This is a genomic window from Lactobacillus sp. LL6, assembly GCF_007570935.1.
GTDB lineage: Bacteria > Bacillota > Bacilli > Lactobacillales > Lactobacillaceae > Lactobacillus.
This window is the reverse complement of record NZ_VLLR01000001.1, coordinates 126,358-142,670: the sequence shown is the minus strand read 5'-3', so window position 1 is coordinate 142,670 and position 16,313 is coordinate 126,358. Positions and strand designations below refer to the sequence as shown.

The window sequence follows — 16,313 nt, the reverse complement described above, 5'->3', positions numbered from 1 at the left end:
AAAAACATGTTAAAATGTACTTATTACTATTTTAAGGCGGTGTACTATGTTCTTCAATTCAAAAAAATATACCGAAGAAGCAGAGAAAAATCGTAAACATAATATATGGCAGGAACCTTCTATGTTTAATATGATTTCTTTAGGACTTCTTGCTAGTTTTGCACCAACTAGACCTTTACTTAGAATGCACAAAAAAAGAATCGAAGATTCTGTAAAAATTGAAGAGAAAAAAGGGGATTTTGAACAAGTTCCCATTATTTATTTTCATGGTTTTCGTGGAGGAGATTACACAACCCAAGTAATGGTAGATCAAGCATGCAAAGATAAAGGAAAAACAGGATATTTAAAAGTAACCGCAGACTTACTAGGAAATTTTAAATTATCCGGAACTTGGACAAATGACAAACAACCCATTATTCAAGTTGCTTTTCGACAACGTATTGTAGGAATCTATGGTATTGATTATTACTTAAGTTTTGTATTACCTTTTTTAGCAAAACGCTACAATTTTTCAAAATATACTGCAGTTGCACACTCTTTAGCCTGTCCTTGCATTATTAGAACTGAGATGAAAAACTGGCGTAATAAAAAATTCCCTCATTTAAAAAACGCAGCTTTTATTGCTGGGCCATTTGATGGGGTAACGTATCTTGGTGATATTCCTAATGTTAATGTACTAAATGAAAAGGGACGGCCAAGTATGATGAATCCGCATTATCTTTATCTCTTATTTAGACGAAAAAGATTTAATTCAAATATTGCAGTTCTTAATATATATGGAAATGTTCTCGATAATACCAATACTGATAAATTTATTTCAGTTGTTTCTGCAAAAAGTATTCGTTATGTCCTTGCTCCTAAAGCCCACCTATACCAAGAAGTAGAAGTTCGCGGAGAGCAAGATGCAGAACATAGTTGGATGCATGATAATCCATTTGTTATAGATATTGTTCACAGATTTATTGGAATAAAAAAATAGAAGGAGCCACTTTTTTGATTTTGCTTCACGATATAATTCGCATTATTGTTATTACTAATACTATTCTTGCTTTTTACATCGTCTTTCATAGAAGGCGTTCTGTTTCTACTACCTGGGCATGGTTAATAATTTTATTAGTTTTACCAGTTATTGGCTTCATATTATATGCGTTTTTTGGACGTGGAATTTCACAAGAAAATATTTTTGCTATTAACAAACAACACCACTTAGGATTACGTAATGTGCAAAAAGCAATTGCCAAAGCTCCAAAAAAAGTTAGTCCTTCTGACACTACTAATAAAGGAAAAATAGCCATTCATTATTTTAATAAAGATGGCTACTCTCCTGTAACTAAAAATAATCATGTTTCACTTTTTACAGATGGGTGTGCAATGTTTGATAACATGATTGAAGATATTGAAAATGCTAAAGAAACAATTAATGTTGAATTTTATACATTCTATAATGATGATATTGGAAATCGTATATTAGATTTACTAATAAAAAAAGCAAAAGAAGGAATTCAGGTTCGGGTTATTTATGATGCTTGGGGATCAATGGGTGCTACTAAAAAATGGTTTGACCAGTTACGTAAGGCAGGTGGACAAGTTTTACCCTTCATTACTTCACGAAATATGATTACACGTTATCGAATCAACTATCATTTGCACCGCAAAATTGTTGTAATTGATGGTCGAATCTCTTGGACTGGTGGCTTTAATATTGGTGATCAATATTTAGGTAAAAACAAAAAATTTGGTTACTGGCGTGATAGCCAAGTTAGAATTGTAGGCTCAGCTTCTCTTCTTCTTCAAGAACGCTTTGTCATGGATTGGAATGCATCCATCCAAAATGATTCTCAAATTATTACTTTTAATACTATCTTTTTCCCAGACTTGGACGAAACTGAAATTTCCCCAGGTGATATTGCTACTCAAATTGTTTCAGACGGGCCTGACCGTTATGCCCCCTATATGCGCAACGGTATGATGCGTTTAATGCTTTTATCAAGAAAAAGATTGTGGATTCAAACTCCATACCTAATTCCCGATGACGCAATGCTTGCAACATGGCAAATGATTGCTATGTCAGGTGTTGACGTTCGAATCATGATTCCATCAATGCCAGATCATCCATTTATTTATCGAGCAACTCAATGGTATGCAAATGAGTTAACTCGATATGGCGTTAAGATTTATATTTATAATAATGGTTTCATCCATGCAAAAACTGTAATCGTTGATGATAATTACTCTTCTGTAGGTTCAATGAATCAAGACTATCGCTCTTATGATCTTAATTTTGAAGATTGTGCTATTTTTTATGATAAAAACTTTACCAAACAAATGGAAATAGCCTTCAAAAAAGATATGGAAAACTCAACCTTACTTACTAAAGAAATGATACAAAAACAAAGTCGTTGGCTTAGAACCTTGCAAAGCTTTTCAAGAATGCTTTCACCCATTCTTTAACCAAATTTAAAATAATCCCCCAATTTCTATTTTTACACTTGAATCCAAATGAGGTTTAAGAACTTTCATAAACTGCTCTACATCCATATTAAAGCGTAGTGCATATTGTCTATCATTTTTAGTTTGAAATACACACAATACACTAGGCTTTTTAGGGTTCGGAATATTAATAATTCTCACAGCATATAAATCATCATATTTAATTGTTCGCTTAAAATATCCTGCAACTACAATTCGCTTATTTGTTAAACCTGTAAACCCATCAATAATACTTATCAATAAAAATAACGCCAAAAATACTGTAACTCCAGAATCTCCTCTAGCAATATAATTCCAGGAAAATCCTAACCAAATAAATATTACTGCCCAAACAATTGAAGAAATGCGATAGCGGCAACGTACCACCAGGTTTGCTTGCCAATACCAACTGTAACAAGCATAAAATAAAAATAAAGCATTAATTATAAAATAAAAATAAGATAAACTTACCATAAAATATCCTCAACTAAAACAAACTTTATTTAATTATAACAAACTAAAAGGATTATAATTAAATAAAGGGCTGACTTATGGAGGGGAATTAATATGAGTATTTCAGAAAAAATTACAGAGTTAAAAAAAGATATTCAAAATGCAAATCATATAACGTTTTTAACTGGCGCAGGTGTATCAACACATTCAGGAATTCCCGACTATCGCTCAAAAGGTGGAATCTATCATGGAATTAAAGAAAGCCCAGAAACAATTTTAAGTGAAGATACCTTATTCAATCGCCCAGAATTATTTTATGATTTTGTAATGCATAATATGTATTTTCCAAAAGCAGTTCCAAATCCAATTCATCAAAAGATTGCCGATATTTGCAATGAAAAAGGTGAATTAATCACTCAAAATATTGATCAACTAGATAAAAAAGCAGGAAATGAGCACGTTATAGAATTTCATGGTAATCTATATAATATTTACTGTACTAAATGCAAGCAGCCTGTTTCATATAAAGAATATTCTCAAAACTATATTCATAAAAATTGTGGCGGCATTATTCGTCCAGGAATTGTTCTTTATGGTGAAGGAATTGATCCAACTAATCTAACTAATTCAATAAATACAATAAAAAATTCTGACTTAGTTATTATTACAGGTACTAGCTTCGTAGTATATCCTTTTGCTCAGCTTCTTGCCTATCGCAAGCCATCCAGCAAGGTTTGGGTAATTAATAAAACTGAGATTCCAACTCAAAATATTAATTCAATTATTACAGATGCAATCGATATTTTTCCTAAATTGTAATTGAATTACAAGCTACAAGTTGTTATTCTTGAGATAATGTTTTTTTATTTTTGATTTTATACCGAAATAGGTGGTGGTAAAACATGACAGACGTTTTTTACTATGATAATGTGACAATTGGTGATAATACTTATTTTTTGGCAGTAACTAATCAAGGTTTAGCCTATGCAGGACTTAAGACTGCAGATAATTCCACTCCTATCTTTGGCTTTTATCCTAATCGAATGTTAATTCATGATGAAAAAAGACTGGCACCATATGTAGAACAATTGAAGGAATATTTTGCTGGTAAACGTCGTGAATTTGATGTGCCTATTGATATTTCAGGATTTGGTACTCCTTTTCAACGTAGCGTGTTAGAAGTTGTTAATAAAGTACCCTACGGAGCTACAGTTAGCTACGGAGATATTGCTACTTCTTTAGATAATGCACGTTCAGTAAGGGCAGTCGCACACGCTGTGGCACTTAACCCAGCTATTATCTTTATTCCAGATCATCGCATAATTATGGCAAATGGAAAATTAGGTGGATATAGATTAGGGCCAAAGGAAAAAATGAAACTGATTAATTTAGAAAAGAGTTATGTTAATGTCCATTCTTAAACTGTACGCTCCCTTTTTTGATGGATTCAATTGGTTACATGTAATCTCAAGCGGAAAAGATTGGATGATAATCTTCACATTAATTTTAATGGAGTGTTTACTTTCAGTTGATAATGCTGTTGTTCTGGCAGCTCAAACCCAACGCTTACCAGATAAAAGCGATCAAAGAAAATCCTTAATATATGGGCTTTGGGGAGCATATTTATTTCGTTTTATCGTAATTGGAATTGGAACATATCTAATTAACTTTTGGGAGATAAAACTTGCCGGTAGTATTTATCTCTTTTATTTATGTTTCAAGTTTTTCTATGATCAGCGTCATCCAAAAGAAGCCGAAGAACACGAAAAAGAAAAAGAGGCACGACGTAAAAAGCATCATAAAAATAAAAAGCCCAAAAAACATATCTTATCTTTATTTTGGCGGACTGTTATTTCAATTGAAGCAATGGATATTGTCTTCTCAATCGATTCAGTATTAGCAGCTCTTGCAGTTTCTGATAATCCGGTTGTAGTTTTAATTGGAGGAATGATTGGTATTCTTTGCATGAGAGGAGTTGCCGAAATTATTATTAAACTAATGGAATTTATTCCGGAACTTCAGCCAATGGCTTACGTCTTAATCGGAATCATTGCATTAAAACTTTTATTAGCTCTTCCTCCGCTTCATTATGAAATGCCAAATACAGCTTTCGCTATTGTTGTGTTTACAATTTTAGGGTTAACAATTATCTTTCACTTTATACGTGCAAAACGTCATGAAAAAGAATTATAATTTTTTAGTACAACAATAGTTGTGCTTTTATTTTGGAGAAAATTATGGATTACTCAACTTATTTTTCAACTAGACCCACAGAAATCATTGCGCAAGATTTATTAGGTCGAATGCTTTATTTTGATAATGGAAAAGAAAAATTAGGTGGCTACATTGTAGAAACTGAAGCTTATTTAGGTAAAAAAGACCGAGCTGCTCATTCATATAACGGCCGACGTAGTCCTGCAAATGAAGGATTATACGGTGAAGCTGGGACGCTTTATATATATTCGCAAAGGCAATACTTCTTCTTTGATGTAGCAACTCAAGAAAAAGATGAACCTCAAGGAATTTTGATTCGTGCAATTGAACCCCAATTAGGAATCAGTACCATGATTAATAATCGCTCTGGAAAATCTGGCCCACTTTTAACTAATGGACCAGGTAAAATGATGCAAGCATTAGGAATCAATAGTCGTAAATGGGACTTACATTTTTTAAGTAATTCTCCTTTTTTCATTGATCTAAATGATAATCACAAGAAAATTCCCCAGGAAATAATAACATCTCCTAGAATTGGAATTAATCAGTCAGATTTAGAATGGGCAAATAAAAATCTTAGATTTTTTGTTAAAGGTAATCCTTATGTTTCTAAAATGAAAAAACGTGATTATCAAGAAAATCATGGTTGGACTTGACAAATAGCACTTTTTCCTTTAATCTATCTTTCAGTTAAATATTTCCAATGCAATAGAGGTTGCGACAAGTCACGAAATCATCGCGAGTACGCGTATATTTTGACCGATGATGTAAGGATTGCCGCCGAAATAAGCTTTTAGTCGTGATAAAAGTTTGTTGGGCTGCAGGAGAAGATGCTGCAGACTGTCTCGGTTCGTCCCCGGGGAGCGCTATAAGATTTGGTTTAAGTACTGATGATTAACCTCGCTTGCATAAGCGAGGATTTTTTTACGCTTTGTTGTATTGGCTTTGACAAAAAATTGGAGGTTTTTTAGGTGAAGTCAAGGTTTAAATGGATAATTGCTGCTTTAACAATTGTCCTTAGTTTATTTATTAGTTCAGAATTTACAAATAGTAGTGTAGAAGCTGCTAAAAAAGACTCTGGTGTTCTTAAAATAGGTATGGAGGCTAACTACCCACCATACAACTGGACTCAGACTACAAATGCAAATGGTGCGATTCCAATCGAAGGTTCTAAGACTTATGCTAATGGTTACGATGTAAAAATTGCCAAGATCCTTGGTAAAAAAATGCACCGTAAAGTTGTAGCTGTTAAAACTGAATGGGACGGACTTCTTCCTTCATTAACTTCTGGTAAAACTGATATGATTATCGCTGGAATGAGTCCAACTGCAGAACGTAGAAAAGAAATCAACTTTACTAAACCATATAGAAAAGGTACTTTTGTTGTTATTACTAAGAATAACAGCAAATACGCAAATGCAAAGAAACTTACAGATTTTAAAGGTGCTAAATTAACAGCTCAACAAGGTACTTTCCACTATAATTTAATTAAAGAATTAAAAGGTGCAAAGCGTGAACCCGCAATGCGTGATTTTTCAGCAATGCGTCAGAGTTTAATTTCTGGAACTATAGATGGTTATGTTGCTGAAGATACTGAAGCTACTTCATTCAAGTTAGTAGACCCAGATATCAAAGCTATTCCTATTAGTAAGATGGCAGGTTTCCATGTTTCAGAAGAAGAATCAGTAACTTCAATTGGTATTGCTAAAACCCAACCAGGGCTTTTAAAGGAAGCTAATAAGATTTTAGCAACTATTCCAGCTTCTGAGCGCACTAAGTTAATGACTGAAGCTGTAAAGCAACAACCAAAAGCTGACGACTCAAAGAATGGTAAAAAAGAAAACTGGCTTGTTTCAACTTGGAAGCAATACGGCGGTATGATCATGAGTGGTATCGGTATGACTTTGCTCTTGGCATTAGTTGGTACCGTTGTTGGATTCTTTATTGGACTTTTAGTAGGTATTGTTCGTACTATTCCTTCTCCTACTACTCGTGGCAAACGCTGGGGACTTAACTTTGTTAAATGGCTACTTTCAGTTTATGTTGAAATTTTCCGTGGTACCCCAATGATGGTTCAGGCAGCCGTAATTTATTATGGTATTGCACAATTCTGGCACCTCAACTTAAACCGTACCCTAGCTGCATTAGTTATTGTTTCAATCAATACTGGTGCCTACCTTTCAGAAGTTATTCGTGGTGGTATTATTTCAACTCCAGAAGGTCAATTTGAAGCAGCGAGTGCCCTTGGTATGACTCATAATCAAAGAATGTGGCATATTATTTTACCCCAAGCTATCAAGAACTGCTTGCCATCAATTACTAATGAATTTATCGTTAACATTAAGGATACATCTGTATTGAGTATTATTTCAGTATCAGAATTATTCTTCGTTGGTACTACAATTGCCAGTCAAACATTTAAGTTCTTCCCAACTTACTTGATGATTTCAGCAATTTATCTTGTATTAACTTTCACTATTACTCGTATTTTCAATTTCATTGAAAAACGTCTTGAAGGCAATAAAAACTACAATCTTATGGCCAACCAAGTTCAAGTTGGCTCACCAAAAGATGCGGAGGCTAATAACTAATGAGTGAATCAAATGAAACTATTATCAGCTTGAAGCACATGCAAAAAGCCTATGGTGACCACCAAGTGCTTAAAGATATTAATGTAGATATTAAAAAAGGTGAAATTGTAACTATTATTGGTCCTTCCGGTGGTGGTAAATCCACTACTCTTCGTTGTATTAATTTACTTGAAGAACCAACTGGTGGTGAAATAGATTTTCACGGTGAAAACATTCTTCATCCTGGCTATGATCGTAATGCTTTCCGCGCTAAGGTAGGAATGGTTTTTCAGCAATTTGATTTATTTGAAAACAAAAACGTCCTTCAAAACTGCATGATTGGACAAGAATTAGTTTTAAAGCGTTCTAAAGCTGAAGCTAAAAAAATTGCAATGGAAAACTTAAAAAAGGTTGGCATGGATCCATTTATCAATGCTAAGCCTCAACAATTATCCGGTGGACAACAACAACGTGTCGCAATCGCTAGAGCTATTTCAATGGACCCAGAAGTGTTGTTATTTGACGAACCAACAAGTGCTTTAGACCCTGAAATGGTTGGAGAAGTACTTGATGTAATGCAAAAATTAGCTACTACTGGCTTAACAATGGTAATCGTTACTCACGAAATGGGCTTTGCTAAAAAGATTTCAGACAATGTGTTATTTGTTAGTGATGGTGTAATTACTGAACAAGGACATCCTAATGACCTATTTGATAATCCTCAAAATGCTAAAACTCAAAAGTTCTTACGCAACTTTAAGAAGATGGATTTCTAAAAAACTAAGGCTAAAAGTTTGTACTTCTAGCCTTTTTTGTTACAATTGAAAATAATTATTTGGAGGAAAATTATGAAAAACAAAGAATATTATTTCATCAAGCCATATAATGATGATTTACCAAAGCCACCAGAAGAAAGTTTTAGCGAAATTCTAAATGAAGCTTATTTACATCCCTTTACTTGGAAAGCTAGAACTACACGTAAATCTTATTGGATCAGCATTCTAGTTAATTTAATTATTTCCATCTTAGCAGGTATTATTATTTATTATGGTAATACAACTAATAATCTTGGACTTAGATTGATTGACTATGTTGTAGCTGCTGTTCTACTTATTTGGATATGGCTAGCTGGTCTAGGGCAATTAGTACGCCGTCTTCATGATGTAGGCTACAGTGGTTATTGGTACTGGGCAAATTTGATTCCATATGGAAGTCTATTTTTATTTTATTTAAGCTTGCAACCATCAAAACAAGCACCAACTGAATGGGGTACTTACCTATATAGCGATGTAGATGTTTATGGAATCTTTAGTCAAAATGAAGAAACTACTTTTAAAGTTCCAGTTCCCACTATTGGTCAGATTTTAAAAGAGCACTTTTTTGATTGTTTCAAATGGAATGCTCGTTCAACTCGTACTTCTTATTGGGTAGGAACTGCTATTAGCAGTGTTATAACTGCAGTTTTAGTGATTCCAATTTATTTCTTTGCATTCATGTATGGCTTAGCTAGTGCTGTTAGTGACAATGAATTTGATTCACTAATGCCATTTTTCTTAATTGCGGTAGTTATTATGGTAGCTGGACTTATTTGGACTTTCTTAGCTCAACTAGGACATACTGTACGCCGTCTTCATGATGCCGGAATGAGTGGCTGGTGGTTCTGGATTACAATAATACCATATATTGGAAACTGGCTTTTAGCATTTTTACTTTTCCACCCAACTGTTGAACATGAAGTTAAGTGGGAAGGATACTTGTTTAAGAAGAAAGATACTATTAGATAGTGAAAAGGATTGATAGTCTATATTTCTTATAGATTATCATTTTTTTGCTTCATTATAAGAAAAAAGAACTATAATACATTTGTAAACTAATAAGTTTAATAAATTTAAAAGAGGCAAAAAATGAAATTCAAGAAACTATTAATTTCAGCTGCATTATTAACATCTTCAGTTACCGCTTTGTCAGTTACTCCAATGCCAGCAAATGCCGCAACAACAAAAGCTGCATCTGTAACTATTAAGAATACCCCATTAACTAAAGACGGTTATCTTGTCAAAGTTACTAACAATATTTCTGGAAAAGTTTATGTTGGTGCAACTAACTACAAAAAACAACTAAAAAGTGTAACTCCACTAAAACATGCTAAAACAATTAGTCCAAAGAACTTAAAGAAAATTAAATTTAGAATTGAAAAAGTCGCTACAATGAAAGGAAAAGCTTTTGGAGCTCCTGAATATTTAGTCGCTTCTAAAGATAAAAAATACAGTGCTTGGACAACACAAACTGGCTTAGAATACTTCTACATGAACACTAAGTCAATGCAAGGTGTTATTAAGCCTCTTAAACGTATTGCTAAGCGTTATAGCAATAAGATGGATGATTCAAGAGCTGGCAATTTAAAAGATTCAAAGAATAAAAAAGACCTTGAATTAGCTATTAAAGCTGCCAAGAAATTAAAAGGCAACCAAAGAAAATTTGTTTTAACTTCATTAAATCAACTCAAAAAAGCCGGAACCATTAATAATGAAGGTACTAATTTATTATTATTCGGTATTCAATAACAAGAATTAAAATCATATAAAAAGCACGGACCTAAAAATCCGCGCTTTTTAAATTATGTCTTCTTTTTCATTTTCTTGAGCAAGTTTCCAGCCAGTTACAAAATGCGTCTCACGCAAGCTTCTCAGTGCATTATAATCACTTTCCAAGCTATCAATTGCATCTTGTAGTTTCTTATTTTGCTTACGTATTTTATTCAATTCTGGATCATTTATAATCCCTTTTAAGTGAGCTGTAGCTGCAAGTTTTCTGCGCCGATGTGCAAATTCTTCTTTTAAACTACCCAGCGAATTTTCATACTTAACCAGTTTTTTATTAATTTCTGGGATTTGATCATTAAGTTTTTTAAATAGTTTATAAGGCATATTAGATTTAATTCGATTGCATTCACTACATGACAATATCAAATTATCTAAATCATTATTATGAGAAAGTGATACCGGATCTTTATGGTCAACACTTCGTCCACGTCGACCGCAGTACTGACAGCGATAATGGTACTTAGCCCTTATTCTTTCTCGGTCAATATAATCAACTTCATTAAGCTGAAAACTTACGTCTAAGCTCATTTTTTCAAGATTTTTAGCAAATTCTATTCCCATATTTGGAATATAATCAATTTTTCCAGTTTCACTAGCAATTACAGCTTTATTAAATTCTTGCCTATTTATCTGCTGCTGAGCAAGTTCATTACCATCATAATCCTGAATAAACGCTTCATATCGCTTACGTATTTTCTTATCTTTAACTAGCCATTCATCTTCTTCATCTCCATCAACACCAACAAAAGTATAAAGAAGAGTTTGTGCAAAAGCATTCACACTGCTGTTAGCAAATTTTTCTGCTATTTCACCACGCTGAATACAGATGTCACAAATACTAGTTAATTTAGGATTCATCAATCCTTTTTGCTTAAAATGCAGTGAATCTATCCTTAAACCACAGCTACTGCATTGAAATTTCAATCTTATTCCCCCATTAACAAAATGCTAAAAGCTATTCTTTGCATTTTGTCCTTTCCAGCAAAGTCTCCTTTAAATAAGTCTGGCAAAATATGTTTAATAAAGTATTGTACACAAACCATGTCATCATATTTCTTGATAGTTTCAAGACTTTCTTTAAACATCTGCATATAAACAGGATTTGGATTTCCTAATTCAATTTCACCATATGCCTCATAAAGCAAATCTAACTTATCACAAATAGAGAGAATTTTCCCTTCTAAAGTGTCATCTTTGGCTTCTGAAAGACGCTTTTTATAGATTTCTTGAAATTCTTTAGGAATTTCATCCTTAATAAATTTATGCGTCATAGTTTCTTCAACATCACCAATCATCTTACGAAGTTGTGGTGTAGCATACTTTACAGGCGTCTTAATATCACCGATAAAACGTTCTGTATAATCATGATTCAAACTCTTTTCATAAAGAGCCTTCCAATTCACCTTTTGCTTTCCTTTAACTTCTTCGATGTCTCCCATCATCTGAGCAAGTTGTGCGGTTCTGAAGCAGTGGTCAGCCACTGAATGGTGATGATATTTGAAGTAACCCGGTGCTCGATCAATTGATTCTAAACTATTAAAACCTTGAATATATGCGTTTAATCCCATTCTCATTTCCTCCTTTGTAATACTCTAAAATTTTATCTATGTTACCAAATAATTTTTTTAAATGCAAACAAAAAGTCAAGACCAAAGTCTTGACTTCATATTCTTGTGTTAAACAGAGACTACTTGTTTTCGTCTTCTGCGGCCGTGTTAAGAAAAGCAACAACTGCTGCTACGTGAGCAACACGCTTCTTAGCGTTACGCTTGTTCTTAGGTCTTTGGTTTGGTTCACAACCAGTGTTGTAGTTTTCACCTTTACGCATAGCTATACTTCCTTTCAGATTTTCGAAAATCTAGTATAGTTTAACATTTAGAATGAGTTTATGCAAGGTATTTTTCTACGTAAAGTCAAGTATATCAAGATGTTTAATTATCTTATTTTGATATATTTGGATTTCTTTGTTTTAATGGTGCGAATTATTTCAATTATGAAAGTACTGCAAAAGACTTCAAAGAAATTACCTCTTTGAAGCTAAGTTAGAGTATAATGAAGCTGATCAGTTAATTACGATTTACGTCTTTGATTTTGTTTGGCGACTTCGTAACTATACAACTGATCATTTTTGATTAGTGCATAAATAGTACGGATTAGCTTATGCACTGAAGCTATTGCAATCTTCTTGAAGCCTTTGCTTTGAGAAGATTTTTTATTTTCATAGTAATCCGCAATATGGCAAGGATTGGTCTTTGAAGCATTGTCTATTTGACCAACTGCCCGATAAAGAATCTTACGTGCAATAGCGTTACCATGTTTAGTGATACCAAGGCGGGAATCCATTTGGCCTGACTGGTATCTGCCCGGATCAATTCCAATAAAAGCATCAATCTTGTTAGGGTTGTCGAATCTCCTGATATCTCCGAGCTCTGCCAAAACACGTACTGCAGTAGTCTGGGCGAAGCCAGGGATACTTGTGAGGATTTCTAGATCACGATTAGGCAGCTTTTTAGATATATCAACCATTTGCTTAAGCCGCTCATCTCTGTCCTGATCAAGCTGGATGAGACGTTGGGCATAGTAAATTACATCGCTGGTTTCAGGACTATCAAGCTCTGCTACGGGATATGCTTTATTGGCAAGTTCTTTTAATCCTTGAGCAATTTTTTGAGCACGTTTGATGCCATAGCCTTTAAAATCCTTGATTTTATTGATAATATCTTCTGCTTCAATCTCTCTGACCGTTTGGCAATGCGGAAATAGTTTAACTAATTCCCAATAATTGCGGTTCTTGGGTGTAGAAACCACTGTTTCAATTTCAGGGAAAGTCAATTGCAAGATACGGTGAAGACGATTCTTGGCACTGACAATGTCGGAAGTCAATTCTTCATAAGAGCGGCTTAAGGCACGCAATCTATGATAATCTTCGGCTTCTTGTTTATTTGCCTTGTGTCTGTTTTGAAGCTGAATTCTGGCTAAATTATAGGCATCTGTTTTGTCGGTTTTATTATGACGAAGTCCCTGATCCATTTCTTTCTTAGCTTTTAAAGGATTAAGGATCACGTAATCATAGCCATAGTCTTCTAGAAACTTCTGCAGTCTTCTTGAATAGACCCCGGTAGCTTCAAAAATGATCTGAGGATGCTTTGAGAATACTGCAAGATTCTTGAGCAGCTCTTTAAATCCAAATGAATCGTTAGAGATCTTAAACTCTTTCCTGGTATCATCCATTAACATACAAACACTGGATTCACGGCTGCTTACATCAATTCCAAAAACAATATCCATCTTCAATACCTCGCTGTTTCTAAGTGATAAAACTGATTTATCCAGGCAGTCAGACTTAATTTTCTAAACTCGGCATCAGGTGCCCACATTCTTCGAGGAAGCTACTAACTGCAAGATAAAACTGCCAGTTTTTTATTCGGCGTCATGCGCCTAAACACCTCTCGGCATATTGTTTTATCACTATTTAAAGTTTACGGCTAAACGAAAAATAGTGAATCAATTATCCCGTCGGATAATCAATCCACTATTAAGCTTAGAATGTTTTCTATACTTCTAGATTGGAATAAGTTGGTAAAACTAAAATATAGTTCAAAATTCGATTGGCATAAGTAGAATTATTTTGAAAATCTTCAATAGCTGTCTTTACTTCTGGCAAATCATCAGTAATCACACCATCAACATGATCAAACATCAATTTTTTCATTAAGTTTGCATCATTCACAGTCCATGCATACACTGGATGATGATTAAGGTGAGATTGCCAAATAAAGTCAGAATTCAAAGTTGAATATTCCATAGAATACCCATTTGCATTACTTTTAGGATAAGTAAAGTTGTAAGGCTGAATATACATTACATCAAGTCTAGGATTTATTTCATGAAGTCCTTCAATTACACGATAATCTAACGATTGAACTTTATAGTGATTTTTTATAATAACTTTACCGTATTTTTTGTTAAATCGCTCAAGCATCTTTTTAGAATCATTGGGCGTAGTTTTTATTTCAATTAATAGTTTTTGATGCAATTTTTCTGCTTCTCGCAAATATTGATCAAAGCTTGCCAATTTAGCTGCATGGCCATTTTCACGTGCTGTAAGCTTAGTTAATTGCTTCAAAGTTAATTGGCTTGGGGTCTTATTAATTCCCGTTAATTTCTTTAAATTTTCATCATGTAACACAATAAATTGCTTATCACGGGTCTCATGTAAATCAATTTCAACATAATCTGGCTTCATTTTAGCAGTTTTTTTCAAAGCCGGAATAGTGTTTTGAACTCCATTTTCATTGCTTACTCCTCTATGAGAGACAACAATAGGGGCTTTTGAATCTTTTCCATTTAAATAAAGGATGTTTGTGGTAATTGCGGCTCCAATTAGCAGCCCACCTATAATTATTACACCTATAGTTATTGCTTGAGGTTTTGGAGCAGAGGTAACTTGGTTATCATTTAAATCAACAAATTTAAATAAAATTAAAAATGCCACGACAGATGACCATATTAAAATTAATTCGCTAACTAGCTGAATTGTAGTTAAATTTACAACAGCAAGTATTTCAGGTAATTTCCCAGGAAATACATCCCACACCAATTGCAAAATATATAAACTACAATAAAATCCTATTAATAACAGCATTGTCATAACAAGCAAAATTACTAATTTTATTAATAATTTACACCATCCAAAATTAGCCGTTTTATTCCAGCTTTCTTTCATAGCTGACCAAGTTTTTTTATTATCAAAAATCATAATAGGCAAGGTTAAAATTAACCTCATACCTAAAACCCCAACTGTTAGGTAAAATACAATTAAAATTGTAATCAAAATTCCATTTCTTGTCATATAATCTAAAATAAATTCTGGAATTTGAATTTTTGAAAGAAGTGGTGTGCGATAAATAATATCTGCAAAAGGAATTATAAATATAAAATATGCTATTAATAATGCCAATGATGATGGTCTAACTTTTTTACATGTAATAATAGTCTGTTTGATATTAGTTCGAATATTAAACTTATTCAAGCTAATATCTCGAATCCCAATTAATAAACAAGCAAATTCTGCATAAATAATTACCATCAATAAAATTAATTCAATTATCAATGCCATAAATACCATTGTATGGGTGGTAATTATAGTCATCACATTTTGATAAGAAACAAAGGGAATTGCTCCGGCTTGCAGAATGTAGGTTGTAAGATATCTAAATATTGGAATCACTATAAACTGACTAATTAAATCAATCCCTAAAAAGAGCATTATGTATTGTAAGTAATGCTCTTTAAAATTTCTAGAATATTTTTGAATATCTTTTAAATTCATTTTTTCTCCTCTAACTATTCTTGCCTCAATTCTAACAAAAAAAGATGCACTTTCTATAGTGAAAATGCATCCCTGATAATAATTTCTCTATTCTAATATTAGCAAGTTTTACCTTCTTGCATATCTTTAGCAGTTACACTGCTTGGCTTATATTCTTCAACACTGACAGCTCCATCAATAATTCCACTATCATCAGATAAGCTTAAAGTAGAATTACGAGCATTAACTACTAAATTATTTTCTAAAAATCCCATTTCTGGCTGAGCAGTCCATAAGTCAAGATCAGCATTATTTTCAATCTTAATGGTGTACTCCGGATCTTTTTTATCCAAAATTACAAATTGAAAATTAGCGCCAATTGTGCAAGTTCCGCCCAGCTTTGAATACTTGTTAGATCCATCATTAAGTGCCAAAAGAACAACTTGATTTGGTGATACATGTTTTTTAATAATTTCAGCAGCTTCTGGTTTAATAATCATCTTTACTTCTTCAGTCATATTTTTACCTCCTAAAATGGAATTTTCTTACTTGATATTATCAAGAAAGCGGTTTTTATGCAAAAAATATGCTTTTTCCACAATTTTTTCTTAATTAATCATTGCAAGCATTGCCAAAAAGGCTCAAAATGGTAAATAGGGTTTTTAGACGATTGTAATATGTGAGGGGGACCTT

General features: G+C 33.3%; 17 protein-coding genes and 1 riboswitch. Of the genes, 10 read left to right on the top strand and 7 right to left on the bottom strand.

Annotated features, from left to right (window positions below; all coding sequences use genetic code 11):
• The first annotated feature begins 46 nt into the window (after positions 1 to 46).
• Positions 47 to 979 carry an alpha/beta hydrolase gene (locus tag FOD82_RS00705; RefSeq protein WP_144354597.1) on the top strand — a complete coding sequence of 311 codons (933 nt, stop codon included), beginning with the start codon at positions 47 to 49 and terminating at the stop codon, positions 977 to 979.
• 14 nt (positions 980 to 993) lie between these two features.
• A complete protein-coding gene (gene cls / locus FOD82_RS00700; RefSeq protein ID WP_144354596.1) occupies positions 994 to 2,451 on the top strand; it encodes a cardiolipin synthase in 1,458 nt (485 codons plus the stop codon).
• 6 nt (positions 2,452 to 2,457) lie between these two features.
• On the opposite strand, the gene FOD82_RS00695 is transcribed toward cls, so the two are convergent.
• The gene (locus FOD82_RS00695) at positions 2,458 to 2,943 is read right to left on the bottom strand and encodes a hypothetical protein (RefSeq protein ID WP_144354595.1); all 486 of its coding nucleotides are present in this window, start codon (positions 2,941 to 2,943) and stop codon (positions 2,458 to 2,460) included.
• A gap of 93 nt (positions 2,944 to 3,036) precedes the next feature.
• Here FOD82_RS00695 and FOD82_RS00690 point away from each other — a divergent pair, with 93 nt between their 5' ends.
• The 8 genes from FOD82_RS00690 (at position 3,037) to FOD82_RS00655 (ending at position 10,270) form a co-directional block, all read left to right on the top strand.
• Entirely contained in the window at positions 3,037 to 3,741 is a 705-nt protein-coding gene (locus FOD82_RS00690) for an NAD-dependent protein deacylase (protein WP_144354594.1), read from the top strand.
• Positions 3,742 to 3,824: 83 nt separating this feature from the next.
• On the top strand, positions 3,825 to 4,343 hold the full coding sequence (locus FOD82_RS00685; RefSeq protein ID WP_144354593.1) for a methylated-DNA--[protein]-cysteine S-methyltransferase: 519 nt from the start codon (positions 3,825 to 3,827) through the stop codon (positions 4,341 to 4,343).
• The gene (locus FOD82_RS00680; protein WP_144354592.1) at positions 4,330 to 5,115 is read left to right on the top strand and encodes a TerC family protein; all 786 of its coding nucleotides are present in this window, start codon (positions 4,330 to 4,332) and stop codon (positions 5,113 to 5,115) included. Before FOD82_RS00685 ends, FOD82_RS00680 begins: the two co-directional genes overlap by 14 nt.
• A gap of 44 nt (positions 5,116 to 5,159) precedes the next feature.
• Positions 5,160 to 5,792, top strand: a complete 633-nt coding sequence (locus tag FOD82_RS00675) for a DNA-3-methyladenine glycosylase (protein ID WP_144354591.1) — start codon at positions 5,160 to 5,162, stop codon at positions 5,790 to 5,792.
• A gap of 45 nt (positions 5,793 to 5,837) precedes the next feature.
• Positions 5,838 to 6,013, top strand: a riboswitch (Lysine riboswitch).
• A 94-nt stretch (positions 6,014 to 6,107) separates the two neighbouring features.
• Positions 6,108 to 7,727 carry an ABC transporter substrate-binding protein/permease gene (locus FOD82_RS00670; RefSeq protein WP_144354590.1) on the top strand — a complete coding sequence of 540 codons (1,620 nt, stop codon included), beginning with the start codon at positions 6,108 to 6,110 and terminating at the stop codon, positions 7,725 to 7,727.
• Positions 7,727 to 8,482, top strand: coding sequence for an amino acid ABC transporter ATP-binding protein (locus tag FOD82_RS00665; protein WP_144354589.1), 756 nt, complete (start codon positions 7,727 to 7,729; stop codon positions 8,480 to 8,482). Before FOD82_RS00670 ends, FOD82_RS00665 begins: the two co-directional genes overlap by 1 nt.
• A gap of 72 nt (positions 8,483 to 8,554) precedes the next feature.
• Entirely contained in the window at positions 8,555 to 9,490 is a 936-nt protein-coding gene (locus FOD82_RS00660) for a DUF805 domain-containing protein (RefSeq protein ID WP_144354588.1), read from the top strand.
• Between the two features lie 120 nt (positions 9,491 to 9,610).
• A complete protein-coding gene (locus FOD82_RS00655; protein ID WP_144354587.1) occupies positions 9,611 to 10,270 on the top strand; it encodes a hypothetical protein in 660 nt (219 codons plus the stop codon).
• 48 nt (positions 10,271 to 10,318) lie between these two features.
• Here the strand turns inward: FOD82_RS00655 and FOD82_RS00650 are convergent, their stop codons facing one another.
• The 6 genes from FOD82_RS00650 to FOD82_RS00625 form a co-directional block, all read right to left on the bottom strand.
• Complete coding sequence (locus tag FOD82_RS00650; protein WP_144354586.1) at positions 10,319 to 11,233, bottom strand: HNH endonuclease signature motif containing protein; 915 nt, start codon at positions 11,231 to 11,233, stop codon at positions 10,319 to 10,321.
• Between the two features lie 2 nt (positions 11,234 to 11,235).
• Complete coding sequence (locus FOD82_RS00645; RefSeq protein WP_144354585.1) at positions 11,236 to 11,877, bottom strand: YfbR-like 5'-deoxynucleotidase; 642 nt, start codon at positions 11,875 to 11,877, stop codon at positions 11,236 to 11,238.
• Between the two features lie 119 nt (positions 11,878 to 11,996).
• Positions 11,997 to 12,137, bottom strand: coding sequence for a hypothetical protein (locus tag FOD82_RS00640; RefSeq protein ID WP_144354584.1), 141 nt, complete (start codon positions 12,135 to 12,137; stop codon positions 11,997 to 11,999).
• Positions 12,138 to 12,379: 242 nt separating this feature from the next.
• Positions 12,380 to 13,597: an IS110 family transposase gene (locus FOD82_RS00635; protein WP_144354583.1), complete on the bottom strand. Its 1,218-nt coding sequence runs from the start codon at positions 13,595 to 13,597 to the stop codon at positions 12,380 to 12,382.
• Between the two features lie 265 nt (positions 13,598 to 13,862).
• Positions 13,863 to 15,641, bottom strand: coding sequence for a glycerophosphodiester phosphodiesterase (locus FOD82_RS00630; protein WP_144354582.1), 1,779 nt, complete (start codon positions 15,639 to 15,641; stop codon positions 13,863 to 13,865).
• Positions 15,642 to 15,739: 98 nt separating this feature from the next.
• Positions 15,740 to 16,138: an iron-sulfur cluster biosynthesis family protein gene (locus FOD82_RS00625; RefSeq protein ID WP_144354581.1), complete on the bottom strand. Its 399-nt coding sequence runs from the start codon at positions 16,136 to 16,138 to the stop codon at positions 15,740 to 15,742.
• Positions 16,139 to 16,313 lie beyond the last annotated feature (175 nt).